At 63.8% G+C, this 19,863-nt stretch carries 25 protein-coding genes and 2 tRNA genes; 17 read left to right on the plus strand and 10 right to left on the minus strand.

Annotated elements, in window-relative coordinates:
• Window positions 1-150 precede the first annotated feature (150 nt).
• Genes epmA through AAFG13_RS03595 form a run of 4 tightly spaced genes read left to right on the plus strand, consistent with a single transcriptional unit; the run spans window position 151 to window position 2,794 of the window.
• Window positions 151-1,203 carry an EF-P lysine aminoacylase EpmA gene (gene epmA, locus AAFG13_RS03580; RefSeq protein ID WP_342711145.1) on the plus strand — a complete coding sequence of 351 codons (1,053 nt, stop codon included), beginning with the start codon at window positions 151-153 and terminating at the stop codon, window positions 1,201-1,203.
• Window positions 1,200-2,291: a lysine-2,3-aminomutase-like protein gene (locus AAFG13_RS03585; RefSeq protein WP_342711146.1), complete on the plus strand. Its 1,092-nt coding sequence runs from the start codon at window positions 1,200-1,202 to the stop codon at window positions 2,289-2,291. The genes epmA and AAFG13_RS03585 overlap by 4 nt, the downstream gene beginning before the upstream one ends.
• Window positions 2,260-2,511, plus strand: coding sequence for a hypothetical protein (locus AAFG13_RS03590; protein ID WP_342711147.1), 252 nt, complete (start codon window positions 2,260-2,262; stop codon window positions 2,509-2,511). Before AAFG13_RS03585 ends, AAFG13_RS03590 begins: the two co-directional genes overlap by 32 nt.
• A gap of 22 nt (window positions 2,512-2,533) precedes the next feature.
• Window positions 2,534-2,794, plus strand: coding sequence for a hypothetical protein (locus AAFG13_RS03595; RefSeq protein ID WP_212317352.1), 261 nt, complete (start codon window positions 2,534-2,536; stop codon window positions 2,792-2,794).
• A gap of 66 nt (window positions 2,795-2,860) precedes the next feature.
• On the opposite strand, the gene AAFG13_RS03600 is transcribed toward AAFG13_RS03595, so the two are convergent.
• The 3 genes from AAFG13_RS03600 to AAFG13_RS03610 all read right to left on the minus strand — a co-directional run bounded on the left by AAFG13_RS03600 (window position 2,861) and on the right by AAFG13_RS03610 (window position 5,872).
• Window positions 2,861-3,946 carry a 3-deoxy-7-phosphoheptulonate synthase gene (locus AAFG13_RS03600; protein WP_212317351.1) on the minus strand — a complete coding sequence of 362 codons (1,086 nt, stop codon included), beginning with the start codon at window positions 3,944-3,946 and terminating at the stop codon, window positions 2,861-2,863.
• Window positions 3,947-4,180: 234 nt separating this feature from the next.
• Complete coding sequence (locus tag AAFG13_RS03605) at window positions 4,181-4,753, minus strand: HdeD family acid-resistance protein (protein WP_212317350.1); 573 nt, start codon at window positions 4,751-4,753, stop codon at window positions 4,181-4,183.
• A gap of 81 nt (window positions 4,754-4,834) precedes the next feature.
• Window positions 4,835-5,872, minus strand: a complete 1,038-nt coding sequence (locus AAFG13_RS03610; protein WP_212317349.1) for a PrsW family glutamic-type intramembrane protease — start codon at window positions 5,870-5,872, stop codon at window positions 4,835-4,837.
• A gap of 209 nt (window positions 5,873-6,081) precedes the next feature.
• Here AAFG13_RS03610 and AAFG13_RS03615 point away from each other — a divergent pair, with 209 nt between their 5' ends.
• Complete coding sequence (locus AAFG13_RS03615; RefSeq protein ID WP_212317348.1) at window positions 6,082-6,300, plus strand: DUF2061 domain-containing protein; 219 nt, start codon at window positions 6,082-6,084, stop codon at window positions 6,298-6,300.
• A gap of 590 nt (window positions 6,301-6,890) precedes the next feature.
• Here AAFG13_RS03615 and AAFG13_RS03620 read toward each other — a convergent pair.
• Together AAFG13_RS03620 and AAFG13_RS03625 are read right to left on the minus strand one after the other, a co-directional pair.
• Window positions 6,891-7,379, minus strand: coding sequence for a ferritin-like domain-containing protein (locus AAFG13_RS03620; protein ID WP_342711148.1), 489 nt, complete (start codon window positions 7,377-7,379; stop codon window positions 6,891-6,893).
• A gap of 99 nt (window positions 7,380-7,478) precedes the next feature.
• Window positions 7,479-8,711 (minus strand): Zn-dependent hydrolase, encoded by a 1,233-nt coding sequence (locus AAFG13_RS03625; protein WP_342711149.1) that lies wholly within the window; start codon window positions 8,709-8,711, stop codon window positions 7,479-7,481.
• 158 nt (window positions 8,712-8,869) lie between these two features.
• Between AAFG13_RS03625 and AAFG13_RS03630 the strand changes: the two genes are divergently transcribed.
• From AAFG13_RS03630 to AAFG13_RS03645, 4 genes are all read left to right on the plus strand, one after another.
• On the plus strand, window positions 8,870-9,220 hold the full coding sequence (locus AAFG13_RS03630) for a hypothetical protein (RefSeq protein WP_342711150.1): 351 nt from the start codon (window positions 8,870-8,872) through the stop codon (window positions 9,218-9,220).
• Window positions 9,221-9,599: 379 nt separating this feature from the next.
• Window positions 9,600-9,674: transfer RNA gene (locus AAFG13_RS03635), tRNA-Glu, on the plus strand.
• A 169-nt stretch (window positions 9,675-9,843) separates the two neighbouring features.
• Entirely contained in the window at window positions 9,844-10,101 is a 258-nt protein-coding gene (locus tag AAFG13_RS03640; RefSeq protein ID WP_342711151.1) for a PilZ domain-containing protein, read from the plus strand.
• Between the two features lie 31 nt (window positions 10,102-10,132).
• Entirely contained in the window at window positions 10,133-10,378 is a 246-nt protein-coding gene (locus AAFG13_RS03645) for a hypothetical protein (protein ID WP_342711152.1), read from the plus strand.
• Between the two features lie 12 nt (window positions 10,379-10,390).
• On the opposite strand, the gene AAFG13_RS03650 is transcribed toward AAFG13_RS03645, so the two are convergent.
• The 3 genes from AAFG13_RS03650 to AAFG13_RS03660 form a co-directional block, all read right to left on the minus strand.
• Window positions 10,391-11,032: a glutathione S-transferase family protein gene (locus tag AAFG13_RS03650; RefSeq protein ID WP_342711153.1), complete on the minus strand. Its 642-nt coding sequence runs from the start codon at window positions 11,030-11,032 to the stop codon at window positions 10,391-10,393.
• Window positions 11,033-11,380: 348 nt separating this feature from the next.
• On the minus strand, window positions 11,381-11,833 hold the full coding sequence (locus AAFG13_RS03655) for a VOC family protein (RefSeq protein WP_097672220.1): 453 nt from the start codon (window positions 11,831-11,833) through the stop codon (window positions 11,381-11,383).
• Window positions 11,834-12,619: 786 nt separating this feature from the next.
• Window positions 12,620-12,793, minus strand: coding sequence for a hypothetical protein (locus AAFG13_RS03660; RefSeq protein ID WP_212317338.1), 174 nt, complete (start codon window positions 12,791-12,793; stop codon window positions 12,620-12,622).
• Window positions 12,794-12,961: 168 nt separating this feature from the next.
• Between AAFG13_RS03660 and AAFG13_RS03665 the strand changes: the two genes are divergently transcribed.
• The 3 genes from AAFG13_RS03665 to AAFG13_RS03675 all read left to right on the plus strand — a co-directional run bounded on the left by AAFG13_RS03665 (window position 12,962) and on the right by AAFG13_RS03675 (window position 14,312).
• A complete protein-coding gene (locus AAFG13_RS03665; RefSeq protein WP_342711154.1) occupies window positions 12,962-13,309 on the plus strand; it encodes a GrlR family regulatory protein in 348 nt (115 codons plus the stop codon).
• Window positions 13,310-13,530: 221 nt separating this feature from the next.
• Window positions 13,531-13,716 (plus strand): hypothetical protein, encoded by a 186-nt coding sequence (locus tag AAFG13_RS03670; protein ID WP_342711155.1) that lies wholly within the window; start codon window positions 13,531-13,533, stop codon window positions 13,714-13,716.
• A 320-nt stretch (window positions 13,717-14,036) separates the two neighbouring features.
• Entirely contained in the window at window positions 14,037-14,312 is a 276-nt protein-coding gene (locus AAFG13_RS03675) for a hypothetical protein (RefSeq protein ID WP_212317334.1), read from the plus strand.
• Between the two features lie 133 nt (window positions 14,313-14,445).
• Here AAFG13_RS03675 and AAFG13_RS03680 read toward each other — a convergent pair whose 3' ends face one another.
• Window positions 14,446-14,607 carry a hypothetical protein gene (locus AAFG13_RS03680; RefSeq protein WP_171947559.1) on the minus strand — a complete coding sequence of 54 codons (162 nt, stop codon included), beginning with the start codon at window positions 14,605-14,607 and terminating at the stop codon, window positions 14,446-14,448.
• Window positions 14,608-14,862: 255 nt separating this feature from the next.
• On the opposite strand from AAFG13_RS03680, the gene AAFG13_RS03685 reads away from it, so the two are divergent.
• From AAFG13_RS03685 to AAFG13_RS03705, 5 genes are all read left to right on the plus strand, one after another.
• On the plus strand, window positions 14,863-15,624 hold the full coding sequence (locus AAFG13_RS03685) for a Sir2 family NAD-dependent protein deacetylase (protein WP_342711156.1): 762 nt from the start codon (window positions 14,863-14,865) through the stop codon (window positions 15,622-15,624).
• A gap of 213 nt (window positions 15,625-15,837) precedes the next feature.
• Window positions 15,838-16,500, plus strand: a complete 663-nt coding sequence (locus AAFG13_RS03690) for a cold-shock protein (protein ID WP_092113928.1) — start codon at window positions 15,838-15,840, stop codon at window positions 16,498-16,500.
• A gap of 122 nt (window positions 16,501-16,622) precedes the next feature.
• Complete coding sequence (locus AAFG13_RS03695) at window positions 16,623-17,102, plus strand: DUF192 domain-containing protein (RefSeq protein WP_342711157.1); 480 nt, start codon at window positions 16,623-16,625, stop codon at window positions 17,100-17,102.
• A gap of 119 nt (window positions 17,103-17,221) precedes the next feature.
• Window positions 17,222-17,298 (plus strand) — tRNA-Pro (locus AAFG13_RS03700).
• A 909-nt stretch (window positions 17,299-18,207) separates the two neighbouring features.
• Window positions 18,208-18,984: a cyclase family protein gene (locus AAFG13_RS03705; RefSeq protein WP_212317330.1), complete on the plus strand. Its 777-nt coding sequence runs from the start codon at window positions 18,208-18,210 to the stop codon at window positions 18,982-18,984.
• Window positions 18,985-19,340: 356 nt separating this feature from the next.
• Here AAFG13_RS03705 and AAFG13_RS03710 read toward each other — a convergent pair whose 3' ends face one another.
• Complete coding sequence (locus tag AAFG13_RS03710; protein WP_212317329.1) at window positions 19,341-19,622, minus strand: hypothetical protein; 282 nt, start codon at window positions 19,620-19,622, stop codon at window positions 19,341-19,343.
• Window positions 19,623-19,863 lie beyond the last annotated feature (241 nt).

Genomic DNA, 19,863 nt, shown 5'->3' on the forward strand with positions numbered 1-19,863 from the left:
CGACAAGAAGGGACACGCTTCGCCGCGTTCCGCGGCGACCAAGACCGTGTCGACGATGTATTTGTATGGAATCAAGGATTTGCGCCCGGCTCTTAAATCGGGGCGGTGGCTTGTTGATGTTGAATTCGTAGCCGTTGGATCGGCCGGCCGATGACCGCCCATGACCAGCCCTCGCCCTGGTGGACGCCGTCACGCTACGCCGACCGCAGGCCCTTCCTGCAGGCACGGACCGCGATCACGCGGGCGCTCCGGGCCTGGTTCGAGGAGCAGGGTTTTGCCGAGGTCGAGACCGCCATCCTGCAGATCTCGCCCGGCAATGAGACTCATCTGCACGCCCCCCGTACCGAGCTCAGGCGACCCGATGGCTCGCCTGCGCCGCGCTATCTGCGCACCTCGCCCGAGTTCGCCTGCAAGAAGCTGCTCGCGGCCGGCGAGCCCAAGATCTACGAGTTCGCGCGGGTGTTCCGCGATCGCGAGCGCGGCGACCTGCATTTGCCCGAATTCACCATGCTGGAATGGTACCGTGCCAATGCCGGTTACGACGCCATCATGGCCGACACGATCGTCGTGATCGCCCATGCGGCGCAGGCGACCGGGATCGGCCGGTTTTCATTCCGCGGCAGGATGGCCGATCCGTTTGCCGAGCCGGAATTGCTGACGGTTGCCGCCGGTTTCGAGCGCTTCGCCGGCATCGACCTGCTCGCGACGATCTCGGGCGGCGAGGGCAATCGCGAGGCGCTGGCGGCAGCCGCGCGAGAGCGGGTGCGGATCGCGGACGACGACACCTGGTCGGACATCTTCAGCAAGGTGCTGGTCGAGCATGTCGAGCCCAACCTCGGACAGGGCCGCCTGACGGTGCTGTTCGAATACCCATCGCCGGAGGCCGCGCTGGCGCGCACCAAGGCGGGTGAGCCACGCGTCGCCGAGCGTTTCGAGGTCTATGCCTGCGGGGTCGAGCTCGCCAACGGCTTTGGCGAGTTGACCGACGCAGCCGAGCAGCGCCATCGTTTCACCGCGGCGATGGACGAGAAGGCCCGCCGTTACGGCGAGCGCTATCCGCTCGACGACGATTTCCTTGCCGCCGTCGGCCAGATGCCCGAGGCGAGCGGCGTCGCGCTCGGCTTCGACCGGCTGGTGATGCTGGCGAGCGGCGCACCACGAATTGACCAGGTGGTCTGGACGCCGCCTGCAGGAGAGCCATGAACAGGATCGATCCGAAACTGGCGGCAACGCTGCGCCAGCCGCGCGAGCTGGCCGATGCCGGCCTCGTGCCGGTCGCAGCTCTTGCCGAGCTCGAACAGGTGGCTGCGCGCTACGCGGTCGCGGTGACGCCGGAGCTCGCGGCGCTGATCGATCCGGCCGATTCCACCGATCCGATCGCGCGGCAGTTCATCCCGAGCGCTGACGAGCTCGTCGAGCAGCCGGGCGAGAACGCCGATCCGATCGGCGACGATGTGCATTCACCGGTCGCCGGGATCGTGCATCGCTATCCGGACCGGGTGTTGTTCAAGCTCGTCCATGTCTGCGCGGTCTATTGCCGGTTCTGTTTCCGGCGTGAAATGGTCGGGCCGGGCAAGGCCTCGGCCTTGTCCGACGATGCCTACCGCGCGGGACTGGAGTACATCCGTACCCATCAAGAAGTCTGGGAAGTCATCCTGACCGGCGGCGATCCCTTGATGCTGTCGTCGCGCCGGCTGTCCGAGATCATGGCCGATCTTGCCGGCATCGATCATGTGAAGATCATCCGCCTTCACAGCCGTGTACCGATCGCCGATCCCGGGCGCATCAATCCCGACATGATCGCGGCGCTCCGGGCCGAGGGGGCGACGACCTGGATCGCCATCCACGCCAACCATCCGCGCGAGCTGGGCGCCAATGCCCGCGCCGCGTGCGCGCGCCTTGCCGACGCCGGCATTCCGTTGGTCAGCCAGACCGTCCTGCTGCGCGGCGTCAATGACGATGCTGCGACGCTCGCGGCGCTGATGCGCGCCTTCGTCGAGTGCCGGATCAAGCCCTATTATCTGCACCACGGCGACCTTGCACCCGGCACCGCGCATTTGCGCACCACCATCGAAGCCGGGCAGGAATTGATGCGGGCGTTGCGCGGGCGCGTCTCCGGACTGTGCCAGCCGGATTATGTGCTCGACATCCCCGGGGGCTATGGCAAGGCGCCGATCGGCCCGACCTATTTGTCGCAGCCGGCTTCCCGCGAAGGTGAGGATCCGGTGGAGCGGCGGTACCGTATCGTCGATTATTGCGGTGACGTTCATCTTTACCCGCCGCAACCCTGAGCCTGCGATGAGCGGGGCCGGGGACGGACGGCAGGAGCCGCCCGAGGACGAGGGCCGCCGCGGCGTCGAAAATGCTGTGATGTTCGGCTGCTTTGTGGTGCTGGTCGCCGCGGGAATCTGGCTCCTTGGCACGATGGCCGATATACGGAAGGTTCAGGATTGCGCAGCGCAGGGGCGACGCAACTGTGCTACCGTCGAGGTGCCGGAACGGGCGCAATAGGGTTGAGAAGCGGAGACGCGAGATGCGGAAGACTGTTTTGTTGATGGCTCTGATGATGGTTGGAGCGCCCCAGGTTGGAACGTCCCAGGCATGGGCGCAGCAACAGGGCGGATCGTCCTCCATGCAGAAGAACGCGCCGCCGCCGGAGGCGCCGGTCGGACATCGTCAGCCACGCCGCGGCGACGTTCCCAACGAAAAGAATATCAGCGATCCGAACAATACCGCGAACAAGGAAGACGCTGCGCTCGACAAGAAGATCAAGAGCATCTGCCGCGGCTGCTAGGCTACGGAAGAGACCGGCGGAGCGCGATATCCGCCCCGCCGGCAACGCTCAATCCGTTCGACCGTCTCAGGCCGAACGCTCCTGCAGGCCATCACGCCGCACGCTGCGCCTCGCGTCGACAGCATCGGCCAACTGCTTCAGCACGTCAGCCGTCGTCGCGAGATCGATGCAGCCGTCCGTGATGCTCTGGCCATAGGCCAGCGGCTTGCCCGGCACGACGTCCTGGCGTCCCGCGACAAGGTTGCTCTCGATCATCACGCCGATGATGCGCTGTTCGCCGCTTGCGACCTGCCGTGCGATGTCGGCCGCAACCAGTGGCTGGTTCTCCGGCTTCTTGCTGCTGTTGGCGTGGCTGGTGTCGATCATCAGTCGTGGCGCGACGCCGGCGTGGCCGAGCTCGGCGGCGGCCGCATCGACGCTTCCGGCATCGTAGTTCGGCACCCGGCCGCCGCGCAGGATGACGTGGCAGTCCTCGTTGCCCCTGGTCGCGGCGATGGCCGAACGGCCGCCCTTCGTGACCGCCATGAAATGATGCGGGTGCGACGCCGATTTCACCGCGTCCGCCGCGATCCGCACGCCACCGTCGGTGCTGTTCTTGAAGCCGACCGGGCACGACAGGCCGGACGCCAGCTCGCGATGGATCTGGCTCTCGGTGGTGCGCGCGCCGATTGCGGCCCACGAAACCAGATCGGCGATGTATTGCGGCGTCGTCATGTCGAGGAATTCGGTGCCGGCGGGCAGGCCGAGATTGTTCACGGCCGACAGCACGTTGCGTGCAAGGCGCAGGCCCTTGTTGATGTCGAAGCTGCCGTCGAGATCGGGATCGTTGATCAGGCCCTTCCAGCCGACGGTGGTACGCGGCTTCTCGAAATAGACCCGCATCACGATCTCGAGGCGGTCGGCGAGCTGTTCGCGCAGGCTGGCGAGACGCTCGGCGTAATCGACGGCCGCCGCGGGATCGTGGATGGAGCAGGGGCCGACGACGACCAGCAAGCGGTCATCGGTGCCGTTGAGGATCGCGTGGATGGCGTTGCGGGCGCCCATCACGACCCGCGTCGCCGTCAGGGTGCGCGGAACTTCCCGCATCACCTCTTCGGGCGTACTCAGCTCTTTCAATTCCTTGATGCGAAGATCGTCTGTCGTACTCAACACGGCTGGCTCCTTTGGAGTTCAGGACCTGCCGGCACGAAAAAAGCCGCCAGGTCTGGCGGCTTGTTTTGGACGTTTGCTGCAATTCTTCAGATTGAGCGCGATCCTCCTGCCGCCAGCGAGCTGTCGTAGCTAAAGTACCAAAAATAGCTGGTGGCGACGGTGATCATGGCGGGCTCTATACCCGACGGATATCGGCCTGTCACCCCCCAAATCCGCAGGCGAGCCGGTTCGCCGTCAGGTGTTGCGCGCGGCCAACGCCATACCTATCAGGGTCGCCCCGCCGAACATCAGATTGAGGCCGACCAGGAGGCCGATCGCCCAGCCCGCCGACTCCGGCAGGCCCGCGATGATGAAGAAGGCGACGACGACATCCATCAGGCCGGCGATCAGGAGCCAGGACCAGCGTCCCGACAATTCGCGGCGGTGCTCCAGCGCATACATGATGGTGGCGACGCCCTCGGCGACGAAATAGGCGCCGATCACGATGGTCAGCGTCAGCACACCCTGCATCGGACGCGCCAGCAGCACCATGCCGGCCAGCACGGCGAGCGCGGCCGAGATCAGCGACCACCAGAAGCCCGGCATGTTGCGCGCCCAGAAGGTCACGATCAGTCCGCCGATGCCTGAGATCAGGAACATCCAGCCGAGGAAGATGGTGACGGCGAGGCTCGCGAATGTCGGCACGATCATCGCCGCGATGCCGAGGATCACGAGCAGGATGCCTTCGAACAGGAATGCCTTCCAGTGTTGCTTGACCGCGGCCTGCATCTCCGATCGCAGTCTGTCGAGATTGTTGGACAGGGTCATCGCGGCTCTCCAAATCTGCAACCGAAAAGTCGGCAACGGTAAAGTCTGCGAGCACGGGGTCTGCGAGCGTGCGGCGTAATCCTAGCCCTGGCCCGGCGCGGACGGAAAGCCCTCCGCGGCGGTCCGCATCCGGTTGCGGCCGAGGAAATAGACCGTGGTGGTCGCGATCAGCAGCGCCAGGCCGATCAGGATCGAGGTGAAGCCGATCGGGACCAGGATGAACGAGGCATTGCGCTCGGGATTGACGTACCAGTGGTGCAGCGAGGTGAGCAGGAAGGAGACCCCGGCAAAGCCGGTGCCGCCGCCGACCAGCAGCAGCGCCCACATCCGCCGCAGCTGGCTCAGCCGCTCGCGCGCGACATCAGTGCGCGGGGCATGATGCCTGCCGAGGCGGCGCACCAGGCGGATTGCAAAACCGATCGAGGAGAAGCCGATCAGCACGCTGGCCGAACCGAGCAGGAGCCGCGCGGTCGAACTAAGGTCGGGAATGCGCTGGAGCGCGAGCAGCGGAAAATCGAACGCCGAGTGCAGCGCGACCGGCGCGACCAGCACCAGCGCCCAGTTGGTGATGCGCGCCCAGTCGCGGTGGCCCCGGTAGGCGCCGAGCGCGCCGCCGGAGCGCGCGATCGCAAGGTAGGCGCCGGCGATGATGCCGAGCGCACCGTGAAACGGCACCGTGAGCACGCTGCGCAACGCCGCGAGCGCCCGCCACATGTCCTTGTGCTGGACGAGATAGGCGAGGTTCTCGTAGGCCGCAAATCCGAGGCCCGCGGCCGCACCATAGACCACCGTATCCATCGGATCGGCGAAGGCACGGCGGCGCGTCGAGATGGCGACGATGACGAGAACCTTGACGATCTCCTCCGGCGCCGCGACGCCGAACGCCGCGCGGACCGCCTGGGTCGCCCAGGGATTGTCGGGAATGGCAAGCAGCGCGTTGAAGGGAATGCGCGCCAGGCCGAGCAGCGAGATGCTGGCCGCGCCGAGCACGAAGGCGAGCCACACCTGCACCGGCGGTCCAGGGCGCTCGTCGGCGGCAATCACCAGCCACAGCACCAGCAGCGCGGGCGCGATGGCGGCGGCGCCAATCACAGTCGGAAGCGACTCAAGCAACAACATGGGGTCAATCTGTTCTCGTGAACGGCGAAAATGGCCGCAAACCCAGCGCTTTGCAAGGTCGCCGGCGGTCGCGAACACGCGCTTGGGAATTCACGTTTGGCTGTATCCGGCGGCTGGCACATTCGGATCCTGGAGGATTGCGCGGCGGGCGCAAGCGCGCCGGTAAACGGCATGGTAGAAGTGTTCGATCAGACGGGAGACGTTACCGGGTGCATTTACGCGCAGCAGAGAGTCACACGCGATCGATCCTCAAGGCCATCAGCTGGCGGACATTGGGGACGCTCGATACTTTCGCCATCAGCTGGTTCATGACCGGCGAGGTCTCGCTCGCCGGCTCGATCGCCGGGCTCGAGATCGTCACCAAGATCGCCTGGTACTATGTACACGAGCGGGTCTGGGCAGTTGTTCCGTTCGGACGGCGCGCCTGACCCGTGCGACCGGTGCGACGAAACAGGATTTTTTGGAACGGACCAGTCAGTGATGAACCCCGCTGGATTTGCGGGGCCGTGCAGGTGCGCGAGAACAAGATCCACTTCTGGATCGAAAACAGTGTTCACGCTATTGGGCAAGTCCGAACGGCGGGAGCGTCGCAGGACGTTGACGAATTGGTTCGTCGGCTCACAGCCAAGGCTGAAGGTCGGGGCCTCCGCCGTTTCTGCGAACAGCTATTTCTGAGCCGGAGTCCCGGAAGGCCGTAACCAATCCGCCATCTGTGCCGCGGTTTCCGCCTGGCGAGCTCTTCGGATCAACCGTTCGCGCTCAACGCCTGGGTAGGTGCCTTGTGCTTCCTTCCGAAGACGCTCAGCCTGATCACCAAGGCGAATTTCGAGAGTATTAGTCTGCTTGAACCGGCGACGCTGCATGGAACGCTGCTCCGTCTTGTTGGGGAGGGCGGGAGCGCGTGATGGCGTTCTCGTCACCGATAGATGCCGCGTGCGGGGCGATGACGATGACCAACGGCCCGCGCGGCAATTTGTTCCTGCAATGGGAACAACCCCCGCGCGGGCCGAGGCACAGCTCAGGCTGCTTCAGCGTTGATGGCTGCAACGGCCAGTTTGGTCAGCGCGTCGTCGGTTTTCTTCTCCTCAGCCAGGGTCTGATCGAGAAGCTTGACCGCCTCGTTCATGCTCAGCTTGCTGGCCCATGCCTTGAGCGTGCCATAGCGGGAGATTTCGTAATGCTCGACCGCCTGCGCCGCGGCAAGCAGGCCAGGATCGAGCGCCGGCGTGTCGGCGTATTCGTCCATGATCTCCTTGCCCTCGTCGATGATCCCCTCGATCGCGTCGCATTTCTTGCCGCGCGCCGGTTTTCCCAACAGCTCGAAGATCTTCTCGAGCCGGTCGATCTGGCCTTCGGTCTCCTCGTGATGCTTCTCGAAGGCTGCGCGCAACTTATCCGATGACGCTGCCTTGGCCATCTTTGGCAGCGCCTTATAGATCTGCTTCTCGGCGTAGTAGATGTCCTTCAAGGTGTCGAGGAACAGGGCGCTGAGGTCTTTCTCCGGCATCGACTTTCTCCATAGCAAAGGTTGATTTCGCGATCCCAACCCGTGCGCAGATGCGATGTTCCTATTTGTGGTGGCTCGGGCTTGAGCCAGCCGAACCGATCATTGCGTCAGCAGGCGCCGGCAGGTTTCGACGAACACCTCGGCGCCCGTGACGATATCGGCGTCGTCGGTGTTCTCGCTCCAGTGATGGCTGATGCCGCCGATCGACGGCACGAACAGCATCGCCGCCGGCATGATGGTGGCGAGGACCTGGGCGTCATGGCCGGCGCCGCTCGGCATCCGGATTGACTTGCCGCCGGCGAAAGCCGCGCTCGCGGCCTCGATCGCATCCTGGAACGCAGGCGTCATCATCGCGGGCACGCCGGTGCGGATCCGCTCGACCTTCACGCCGCAGCGACCCTGCGCGGTGGCGTCTTCCGCCAGGCGATGCAGATGCGCCTCGAGCCGTGCGATCACCTCGGGATTGTCGTCGCGGATCTGGAACAGCATCTCGGCGTGGCCTGGAATGATGCTCGGCGCGCCCGGGTCGAGCGTGATGCGGCCGGTGGTCCACACCGTGCGCGGTCCGCACAGGGCAGGGAAGCTGTCGTCGATCGCGACGCAGAACCGCGCCAGCGCCAGGCCGGCGTCCCTGCGCACCGCCATCCGCGTGGTGCCGGCATGGTTCTGCTCGCCGGTGAACGTGATGCGATATTGCCAGATGCCGACGATGGAAGTGACGACGCCGATCTTCAGCCGGCTGGCTTCCAGCGTGTCGCCTTGCTCGATATGGGCTTCGAGATAGCCGATGTGGCGGCCAGATTCGGCGGTGACGCGCGGGCGGCCGGCGAAGCCCGCATCGCGCAACGCCTGTCGCATGGTGCGATCGCTGGAGCGGTCGCGCGCCGCATCGATGTCGGCTTCCGTCACGGCGCCGGCAAACGACCGGCTGCCGAGGAAGCTGCCGAAATGTCCTTCCTCGTCGCACCATGCGGCGACCTCGACTGCGCCGTTGACGCCGGGATCGCCGTTGATGACGCGTGCGGCCTCCAGCGCATAGATCACGCCGAGCGGCCCATCGAGCCAGCCCGCATGGTTCTGGCTTTCGAGATGCGAGCCCGCGAGCAGCTTCGGTCCCGCCTTCGCACTGGTGCCGAACACGTTGCCGATGCCGTCGATCGTCGCGGTGAGGTCGGCATCGGGCAGGCGCGTTGCAAGCCAGTCCAGCGAGCGCAGATGCGGCTCCGAGAATGTCGGCTTGTGCACACCGGTCTTGTAGGCGCCGATCGCGCGCAGCGCATTGAGATCGGCGAGCACGCGCTTGCCGTCGAAGCGACCGTTGATGCCTGGCATGGTTGGACTACTCCGGATTAGCGTCTTGGTGCCTCAATCCCGTCTTGATGCGGTCGCGGTTGGATGCGACGGAACAATCAGGGTGAACGATTTCTTAGCGGTTCTGCTCTTAGTTTGCAGAACTGATGTCGCGGTACGAATAGCGTGTGAGTGTGATCATGTCTGCATTCAGGAACTGGGCTCGCAAGGCCGTCGTGCTGTTTCTTCCGATCGCGCTCGGCGCCTGCGCGCAATACTCGCAGCAATACAGCATGACGGCTCCCTCGCCGGGAACAGGTCCGTTGGCCTGGGATGGCGCTGGGCAGGATCCCAATCAGCCGCAGCCGCGACGCCATGCGCGGAATGCGTCACCGGTGGCGGCAGAGACGCAACTGTCGGAAGAGGATGCCGACAACCGGCTGGCGCGCAAGCTCGTGATCTGCAGCATCTGCATCAAGCAGACGCCGGTGGCGGCGGCCGCGGCGCAGCCGACCAATCGTCAGGACGTCGCGAGCGTGACCAATCACTAGCGCGCTGTCGCCAGACATCGATCCGGCCTGCAGGCCTTAGTTAGGCTACGATGTCGTTCGATGCGCAGGCCCATGTCGTTCCGAAAACTCATTGTTCCCGCCGCCGTCGTCGCGCTTGCTGCCGCCATCCTGATTCATGGGGGCGGTTCGCGGGCCCATGCGCATGCGCCGTCGCATTGCGGCTTCTGGACTTCGATCGAGGCCGGATTGTCGTGCAGGTAATCGCCCGCAGGAGGCCTGGGCGGCAGTCCGGGAAAAGCGTTCTGAGCGCTTGCCCGTCCGGCCAATCGCCACTATACGTTCGCCCGTCGCGGCCGTTCGCCGGTAGCGGCCAGTACGGCATATCCAACGTCTAACGTATTGATTTGCCGGGAGTTTTGCTCCCTTCGTCTATCGGTTAGGACGCCACCCTTTCACGGTGGAGAGAGCGGTTCGATTCCGCTAGGGAGCGCCATCGGCGCCAAACCGGAAATCCAGCAGACTCAACGAATTATCGCGCAGGCGAACGGCTTGCCGTGCGGTTCGGCGCACTGTGAACAACGGCACAAATCACTGCAATCCGCCGGGCTTTCGCAACCTTTTGTAAAGCCAGCGGCGATACGGCTGGGCCTGGGGATCATGTGATGGCTCTAGGGTCCAAGAAGCGCGAAACGCGCAAATCGCTGCGTCAATCCGGCTGGATCACGCTCGACGGCGGATTCGCCGCGCGGCCGTGCGTGGTCGAGGACATGTCCTCGTCGGGCGCAAAAATCACCGTGCAGGACAAAAACACGCTGCCGGCCAAGCTGCGGCTGGCGTTTTCGCGCGACGCCCGCACCGGGCGCGCCTGCGAAGTGGTCTGGCGCGAGGGCAAGACGTTCGGCGTCAGATTCGTGCGCTAGCCTGATCCGGCCGCGCGCGATAAAAGGCCGGATGCGCAAGACCTGCTTCGCCGTCATCGCCGTCCTGCTTCCCGCCGCTGCGTTCGCGCAAGCCGGCGACCGCCGCAATTTCCAGACGCCGCCCGATGCCGGCAGAACCCTGCCGTCGAAATCCGCGACGCGGAGCAATTTCTGCGCGTCGTACGGACCGGGCTTCGTCAAGGTCGAGGGCTCCGACACCTGCGTGAGGTTAGGTGGCGCCATTAGTGTCGGTGCGGGGGTGTCCAGCGGACGCTGAGCGGCTTGCCGCTCACGACATCGGCGGCGCGACGATGCGCACGAAGGCCGGCCGCTGCGCGATCTCGCCGAACCAGCGTTCGAGATGGGGCAGCTTCGGCTTCGTGACGCCCTCGACACCGAACCAGCGCCGCGCAAAGGCGCCGAGCGCGATGTCGGCGATCGTGAACTGATCGCCCTCGACGTAGCGGCGGCTCGCAAGCTGCGCCTCGACGACGCGCCACGCGACGCCCGCGGCATCGGCGTCCTTCTGGATCTGAACCATGTCGCGCTTCTCCGGCGCCGTGCGCACCAGTCCCCAGAACAGCGGGCGCTCGACCGGTTGCAGCGTCGACAGCGTCCAGTCGAGCCAGCGGTCAACGGCCGCGCGCGCCTTCGGCGCCTGCGGATAGACCGGCGAGCTCAGGCCGTAGGCCAGGCAGAGATAGCGCATCACCGAATTGGATTCCCACAGCACATAGTCGCCGTCGACCAGCGTCGGGACGCGGCCATTCGGATTCATCGCGAGATAGTCCGGCTGATCGTTCTTGCCGAACTGCATGCCGGCATCGATGCGCTGATAGGGCAGGTCGAGCTCGGCCAGACACCAGAGCACCTTTTGCACATTGACCGAATTGGCCCGGCCCCAGATCGTCAGTTGCGGCTTGCTGTCCATCACGCGTTTTCTTTCCGCTGTTGCGCTTTGCGCGCGTTCTTAGCCGAACCGTCAGGGAAAAGCGCGGGGTGAATTGTACCGAGCGCAAAAAAAGAGACTCCGCCGCGATGCAGCAGAGCCTCGTCGATAGCAGTCAAATCGCAGTCAGTGACCGAACAGCAACCACAGCACGATGATCACCGGGATCGGCACACCCAACAGCCAAAGCAAAAGTCCTTTTCCCATCTCCTCGCCTCCTCGCATTCGTGTGAGGAGGCAACGTCAACTGCTGCGTCATGTTCCTCGCGATCGCTCCGCGCTTCGCCGATGGAGAAACGCGGATTAGGAACGTGCGCGCGGGCGCTGCGTTTACCAGTGCCCGGTGTTCGGCATCGAGGCCCATGGTTCGGCCGGCGCCTTCGGATCGCCCTTCTGCAGGATCTCGATCGAGTGCAGGTCGGGCGAACGCACGAACGCCATGTTGCCGTCGCGCGGCGGACGGTTGATGGTGACGCCCATCTTCATCAGCTTCTCGCAGGTCGCGTAGATGTCGTCGACCTCGTAGGCGAGATGGCCGAAATGGCGATCCTCGCCGTATTTCTCCTCGTCCCAATTGTAGGTCAATTCGACCAGCGGCGCGCCGCGGCTTTGCGGCAGCGACTTGAGCAGATGGAGATCTTCCTCCGCGCAGAGAAACACCAGCGTGAAGCGGCCCTTGTCATTGTCGATGCGGCGCACTTCCTTCAGCCCCAGCGCGTCCTGATAGAATTTCATCGCGACATCGAGATTGCGGACGCGCAGCATGGTGTGCAGATAGCGCATTTTCTTGTCCTCCTGGGAATTCAGAGATCTTGTTTTGGCTCGGGCGAGACGCGCCAAGAAATAGCAGCAAAACGCGGCGCGGGGCAGGGGCCTGCACGACTTTTGCGACCGCTCCGGGCGGCTGCGTTCTCAAGCTTTCGCGAGCCTTCGCATTGAGCGACCTGCGACACGCTCATGCAGCGCGCGATACGGGAAAGCCCGCCTAGGAGAATTCTGGAACGGGGCTTTCGTGGTCGAGCCTTGGAGGCACGGCGCTCTATCTCATCGAATGCCCATCACTGCCAATCAAGGACGCGCGAGGTTGGACCTCCTCTAAAAAGCAAAACCCCGCGAGTGGCTCGCGAGGTCTGATGCCGGCGGGCCTTGGGGAGATCGTGCCGGCAACCAGCCATCTAACGGTGCTTGCGGCGGCAGGTTCCAGCATCCCCAAAATAGAAAGCCCCGCAGGCTGGATGCGGGGCTTTCCCAGTTGACGGACTGGGGATCTCTCAGGGCGTGAGCCGTCAACTGCTGGAGACCAAACTTAAGGTTGAATTTATAAAATGCAACAGCGCCGCGTAGACGGAATATCCTCGTCCCACAGCGCTGCGCCAGACGCTGGGCCCTGAAATCCCCAGCGCAGTTTTGTCTTGGCGCTGCGTAAAAGGTTCAAAGGAAAAGCCCGGCGAGGGGGGATTTGCGGCGGCCTTCAGGGCCGGCCTGGCGGTGGGTCCCCGGATCGCGCGCGACATGCGCCGGCGCGCGCCGCCACGTGTGCGATGCAAACGTCGTTGGCCGGTTGTGATCTCACACCTTGATGTCGAGAATGGTCTCGACGGCATCGCGGTCGGCCTTGTTCTTGGCGGCGAAGACGTCGAGCACATCCTCGCTGATGATGCGCGGCTGCTCCTTCGCCGTTTGATCGACGACGAGTTGCACTCTGGCGTGCGTCACTTCGACAGGTACGGGGTAAACGAGCATGGCTCTCTCCCTCCGGCTGTCGAACCCTGTCAGGGCTTTCTTAACGATTTGTAAGCGCCTGTATCGGCGCTTTCGGTTCGAATCGGCGGCCGGGCGGTATTGGCCCCGCTCGCCTGCCGCCCTGCTTGGCGCCATACTGCGGGCCTTTGGGACCGGACGGCGCGATCGATGAGGAACGGGCTCTATTCGATCCATATCCATATGATGGACGGCGTGCGTGGCCGCGACAGCGGCGTCCTGATCCTGCGCGATGGTCTGCTGATCGGCGGCGGGCCGCATTTCTGGTCGATCGGGGCCTACACGGCCGGCGAGGGCACGTGGAAGGGGCATCTCAGGACCAGCCAGCATTCCCCGTTTTCCGATCCGTTCACCCGGCCGCTGTTCGCCGGCCAGGAGGTGACGAGCGGATTTTCCGGCACCTTCAGCGGTGACCAGGCCGAAGTGTTCGGAACCGTGCTGGTTGGAACCCGCAGCCTGAGCTTCCAGGCAACCCTGAAAAGGCTGGCCGACGCCTGATTGCGGCAAGGCTGTGGACGAGTGCGCAGCAAGCTATGCATTCTGTTTGGCAAATCGAGCTGGCGCGGCTGTGGATTTGCTGCGGACAAGCGCGGGATATCGTTGTGGATGTCGGCCTGAGGCCTTCCAACGCCGCCTTACCGGGCCACCGCTAACCCTACCTGGTTAGGTTAAGGGCAGCATCGCGTTGTCACCACCTGTGATTGTTGCAGGTGACAGCCATGATGCCATCGTTCCATAGCGCTGACAGACCGACCCACCGGCGCGTGATGGTGGTGGGCTTGCTGCTCTGTTCCGCCTTTGTCGCGATCAGCTTCTGGCTTCGGCCGCAGCCGGAGAGCGGCAAGGCGCTCGTGAAGGCGGACCGGCTGGTTCGCACGGCGGGAGAGGCGCGGAAATCAAACTAGAGCGGAAATCAAACTGGAATCGGCAAGCGGAGCCGCGCCACGGCGCTCAGTCCGGCAGCTTCCCGTTCGGATGCTTGTGATACATCGCGATGCCGATAAAGCCGGCAAAGCCCATCACATTCAGCAGCAGTTCCATCCACGCCGGCATCGATGCCAACCTCGCTTACGGAAAAGCTAATCATTGAGGTTGTGTTTTTGTTCCGGCGCTAACCGATGGTAGCTTTGCGCTATCGCATGGCTGCGGAACCCGAAGGGGCGTTTTGCTGCAACCATCCTTTTGCGCCCGCGTTGGTGCACATCACCACGTGAGGAGGTTGTCCATGAAGAGGACATTGGCAGTTTTGGCGACGGTAGCGACGGTGGGCGCAACGATGGTGAGCGCGCCGGCGCAAGCGCGCGGTATCGGCCCTGGCCTGGCGTTCGGTCTGGCCGCCGGCGCACTCGCCGCGGGTGCGGCCGGCGCGTATGCGTACGGCCCACACTACTATGGGCCCGGCTACTATGATGGCCCGCGCTACGGCTACTACGGCGATCCCGGCTACGCCTATTATCGCGGTCCGTACTATCGGCACCACTACTATCGCCATTATTGGTAACGGAGATCAGCCCGGAGCACACCGCTCCGGGCTTTCTCAATTGCGCGTCATGGTGTGATCGCGCGGATGTGCGTTCGGGTTGCCTGTGGCTCGCGGTGTGATCGTCCGGTGAGCGCACGCGGTCGGCGCGACATCAAGCGCTCTTGCGCTGCAATCCACTCCAGACATTGCCGAGCGTATTGTCGTAATATTCCTGGCGATCGCGCTCGAACTTCTGCTGCGTCGCGCGGAAGCTGGCAACGCGTGCGACGATCTCTTCGCGCTCGCGCGCCGCACTGTCTTTCTGATCGGCCATTGCCCATCCTCTTCGTCATGGTCCTATCCCCGCCGCGCATTGGCATCAGTGAATTGGGCGTCAATGCGGAGCAGACTTTGCAGGATTGTGATGAAGCCAAGGCAGCGGAAGAGCGACGAGGCTGACGCGCCGGCGGAGCAGGTCGCCAACGCAACCCGATCACGGCGGCCCCACCGCCGCTCGCTCGCGTGATGGTTGAGCTCGCAATCGCGCCGACCATGCTATAGTCGTGGCCGGCCAACCGGATCATTCCCAGTGATTGCAAAAGATCTGCGCAGCGGCGTCGAGCGGCTCGGCAACATGATTGCCGAGGCATCATCGATCGTGCCCTTCACCGGGGCGGGCATCTCCACCGAGTGCGGCATTCCCGACTTCCGCTCGCCTGGCGGGCTGTGGACGCGCAACCGGCCGATCCCGTTCGACGAGTTCGTGGGCAGTCAGGAGGCGCGCGACGAGTCATGGCGCCGGCGCTTCGCGATGGAACCGACATTTGCGGCGGCCAAGCCGGGGCGCGGGCATCGTGCGCTCGCGTCACTCTACCGGGCAGGCAAGGTTCCCGGCATCATCACGCAAAACATCGACAATCTGCATCAGGCGTCGGGCTTCAAGGCCGATGACGTCATCGAGCTGCACGGCAACACCACCTACGCCCGCTGCATCGGTTGCGGCAAGGACTACGACCTCGCGTGGGTGAAGCTGCACTTCGACAAGACCGGTGGTGCGCCGGACTGCGCGGCGTGCGGTGATCCCGTGAAGACCGCGACGATCTCGTTCGGGCAGTCGATGCCCGAGGATGCGATGCATCGCGCGGCGGAACTCGCAAGGCAGTGCGACCTGTTCCTGGCGATCGGCTCATCGCTGGTGGTGTGGCCCGCCGCAGGCTTTCCGATGATGGCGAAGGAGAGCGGCGCGCGGCTCGTGATCATCAACAACGAGCCGACCGATCAGGACGCCATCGCCGACCTGGTGATCCGGCATGACATCGGCGACACGCTTGGTCCTTTCGTAGGCAATTGACGTCCGATTGATTCGCGGCTGTTGCAAGCCTGTTCATAGTTCCCGCAAGAATCGTTTTTTAGCTATGCCCGGCAAGCGGGAGTGTTATCTTTTGGTTGAGAGATTCGCGCAGCGTCCAGATGATTTGTCCAAGTGAGTTGGTCATGGAGAGCAGCGTGTACAGGGTGCGCCGCAACGTCGGCGCTCTGCATTTGATGTGTGGGGTCCGGGGTCATGGGGTCGGACGGATTTGAGTCCAAGAAGCTCGGCGGACCGCCGATAGGCGGAGTTGGGCAAAGCAGGATTGCACAAGGCGAGTACGGCAGCGCGCCGCGCGATCCGGCGATCGATGCCTTCTCCGGTCTCGGCGACGCCGCGGCCAACCTCGTCGAAGTCTCCGGCGTCATCAAATGGTTCGACGCCTCGAAAGGCTACGGCTTCATCGTCCCCGACAATGGCTGGCCCGACATCCTGCTGCACGTGACGGTGCTGCGGCGCGACGGCCATCAGACCGCCTATGAGGGCGCGCGGCTCGTCGTCGAGTGCGTGCAGCGCGCGAAGGGTTACCAGGCCTTCCGCATCGTCTCGATGGACGAGTCGACCGCGATCCATCCGGCGCAGATGCTGCCGCCGCGAACCCATGTCACCGTGACGGCGACCAGCGGGCTCGAGCGTGCGCAGGTCAAGTGGTTCAACCGGCTGCGCGGCTTTGGCTTCGTGACTTGCGGGGAGGGCACGCCCGACATCTTCGTGCATATGGAGACGCTGCGCCGCTTCGGCATGACCGAACTGCGCCCGGGCCAGTACGTGCTGGTGCGGTTCGGGCCCGGCTCCAAGGGTATGATGGCCGCCGAGATCCACCCGGAGACCGGTCCGTCGGCGCTGTCGTCGCACTGAGCCCCGAGCTGGACTCCCTGACGGAAACGTGAGCCGGCGGCGAGCCGCCAGGGCTCTGGCATTTGCCGCAATCATCGGGTTAGGGTCCGCCGGAAAATCTACCCCGGTGTGAGTATTTGTCGATGAATTTCGATCGCATGGTTGGGCGGCTTCGCCCATGGCTGTTGGCCTCCCTCATCATGATGTTCGGCGCGCTGCTGGCCCCGGCCGCGCTGGCTGCCAGCGTCCAGCCGCTCGAGATCGTCACCAAGTCAGGCGTGCACGTCTTCTCCGTCGAAATGGCGACCACCGAGCAGGAGAAGGAGACCGGACTGATGTACCGGAAGGAACTCGCGGACGGCAAAGGCATGCTGTTCGACTTCACGCCGGAGCAGGAAGTGTCGATGTGGATGAAGAACACCTACATCTCGCTCGACATGATCTTCATCCGCGCCGACGGGCGCATCCTGCGGATCGCCGAGAACACCGAGCCGATGTCGACCAAGATCATTCCGTCGCGGGGGCTCGCCAGGGGCGTCCTCGAGGTGATTGCCGGCACCGCGCAGAAATACGGCATCCAGCCCGGCGACCGGGTCGGCCACCCCTTGTTCGGCGGCCACTAGTTCTCTGTTCTCAACGGTTTCTGGGCGGGAAACCGTGCCGATGTCCCAGCCGGAGGTCCCGCACCGGCGCCTTGCTGGCGCTGGCTGAAGCGTGTATCCACGGGGCTTCTCGGAAATGTCGGGGTATAGCGCAGCCTGGTAGCGCGGCAGTTTTGGGTACTGCAGGTCGTTGGTTCGAATCCAGCTGCCCCGACCATTCAAATCAAAGACTTGATAGGTTTTTCGAGGCTCTTTGCTTCCCGGATTTTGCGTCTGGGAAGAGCATGGAAGGAAGGAAGAGGGCGGCGTCCTGGACAAGTCCGTCGAACTTGCCGATCCGGCCACCGAACTCGCCGATCTTGTCGAGCGGCTGCGACCGACGAAGCGAATGCCGACTGGATTGGAAGCAATCGCTGGCGTCGTGGTCGCTCAAAACGATGCGATCTTTGTTGATCTGCTAGCCGGAGCCCCGCGCTCCGCTCTCCGCAACGTCAGCCGCCCGGGCGCTCACCAGATCAACGAGCCGGCGGGTTGTAGCGATCCAAGATCACGGTTCTTGAGCCACTCTCCGGCGGTCGCGGGATGGCGTCGTCGAATTTGTGATAGCGGTCGAACTGCTGCTGCTCATCGTGCAGATGTGGCGTTTCGGCGGACGCGTAAGCTCTCTTTGCACCGTTCCAGTGATCAAATCCCGACACGACGCAACCCCGTCTTGATTCAGATGCAGGTGGGTTAGCATCGTTGTAAGGGTATCTCTGTATCGCCGTGGCAACACCATCAGCAATCCGCCCGAATTGAGCACACGGATTGTTTCTGCGGCTCTCTGTGCGTGAACAGCGTTCTGCCACGGGTAGCGCGCGCTTCGGCCGGGATGTCTCGCCTGACGCAACAACGCCGTCGGGACGGAATATGGATCGTCCGGACGGCGTCGCCGAATACTGGGCCCTGAAATCCCCAGTGCCCATGGGTCGTCCGCGCGGGAAATAGGTTCAACGTTGCGGCGCCTTGCCGCTGTCGCAATCGGGGCAGACTCGTCGCCTGATCTCGTGCGGATGTGGCTTGCCGATGGTGCGCGCGGACTGGCAGGTTGCTTCAGCCTGACAAGACCAATCCGCGAGGAGGCACCATGGCGCGCAGACTGATCGATATCTCGGTTCCCTTGCAGAACGACGTTCCGGCCGATCCGCCGGGCAACCATCCGACCATCCAGTATATCGACCATCAGCAAGGGCTGCCGCGCATGCTGCAGTTCTTCGATGGGCTGAAGGCTGCGGATCTGCCTGACGGGCAGGGCTGGGCCGTCGAGCAGGTCTCGCTTTCCACGCACAACGGCACGCATCTCGATGCGCCCTGGCATTTCCATCCGACCATGAACCGCGGCGAACGCTCGTGGACCATCGACGAGGTGCCGCTGGAATGGTGCTTTCAGCCGGGCGTCAAGCTCGACTTCCGCCATCTGCCTGACGGCTACGTCGCGACCGCAGGCGATGTTGAAGCCGAGCTGAAGCGGATCGGCCACACGCTGTCGCCGCTCGAGATCGTCGTCGTCAACACCAGCGCCGGCGCGAAATACGGTCAGGCTGACTACGTCAATTCGGGCTGTGGCATGGGCTATGAGGCGACGATGTATCTGCTCGAGCGCGGTGTGCGGCTGACCGGCATCGACGGCTGGAGCTGGGACGCGCCGTTCGTCTTCACTGCTAAGCGATACGCTGAGACCAGGGACGCCAGCCTGATCTGGGAAGGCCACAAGGCCGGGCGGCACATCGGTTACTGCCACATCGAGAAGCTGCACAATCTCGAGCAGCTGCCGTCGACCGGGTTCATGGTGTCGTGCTTCCCGGTGAAGATCGAGCGCGCGTCGGCGGGATGGACGAGGGCGGTTGCGATCCTCGACGATTAGGCGCCTTCGGGCTGTTTCGCCCGGTTCGGGAACCGGTGGACATGCTGTGCATTACGGCGGGTTGTTGCGGCACGGCTACAGCCTGAGGCAGCCGAATCTGCTCTCATACACGTCGTAGATGCATTGGGTGATCGGGCCGGCGGCTCGTCCTCGCGTCCCGATTTCTGAAGCGTTCTCTCCCGTGACTAGAGCCCCGGCGTCTCCCGGGGCTCTTTCTTGCGTGCCGGAGATGAGCCAGGCCCCAGCGGGTGAACCGAGCCCTAGCAGAACAACCAAGCCGCAAAAGAAAATCAGGTGCGCCGGGACCGACGCACCTGATTGATGTCTTCAATATCGCTTGTATCGGCCGGCGGTTGTTACCAGCGGCAAACGCGAACACCACGCGGGGTCCACCAGCAACGGGGACCGACGTAACCGCCGTAGTAGCCATAGCCGCGGCCATAACCATATCCGCGACCATAACCCCAACCGCGTCCGCGACCCCAGCCGCCGCGATACCCATAGCCGCGTCCGCGCCATTGCGCCTGCGCAGACGACGTGGTGGCGCCGACCAGGATGGCGGAGGTGCTTGCGACATAGACGAACAACAAAGCGACTGCTGCGAGGCAACGAGTCAGGATATTGTAGCGTTTAGTCATTCCGAAGATCTCCAGTCACTTCCAAACATCTGAACTGATGCTGGCTGTCTCACTTGGATGTGCGAAACCGGTATCCGGTTCGAGCATGCTAAGACAATATTTTCACTAAGGTTCTTGCGAGCTTTAGCGACATTATTGAGACCAACAGGTAAGGTCAAGTTACGTTCCCGCCTGCAAAGGATGATGTGGTTGCTACACTCATCTTGTCGTTCATCCGCCGTTCATTCTGTTCATCTTGCAT

This window comes from Bradyrhizobium sp. B124 (assembly GCF_038967635.1).
Lineage (GTDB): Bacteria > Pseudomonadota > Alphaproteobacteria > Rhizobiales > Xanthobacteraceae > Bradyrhizobium.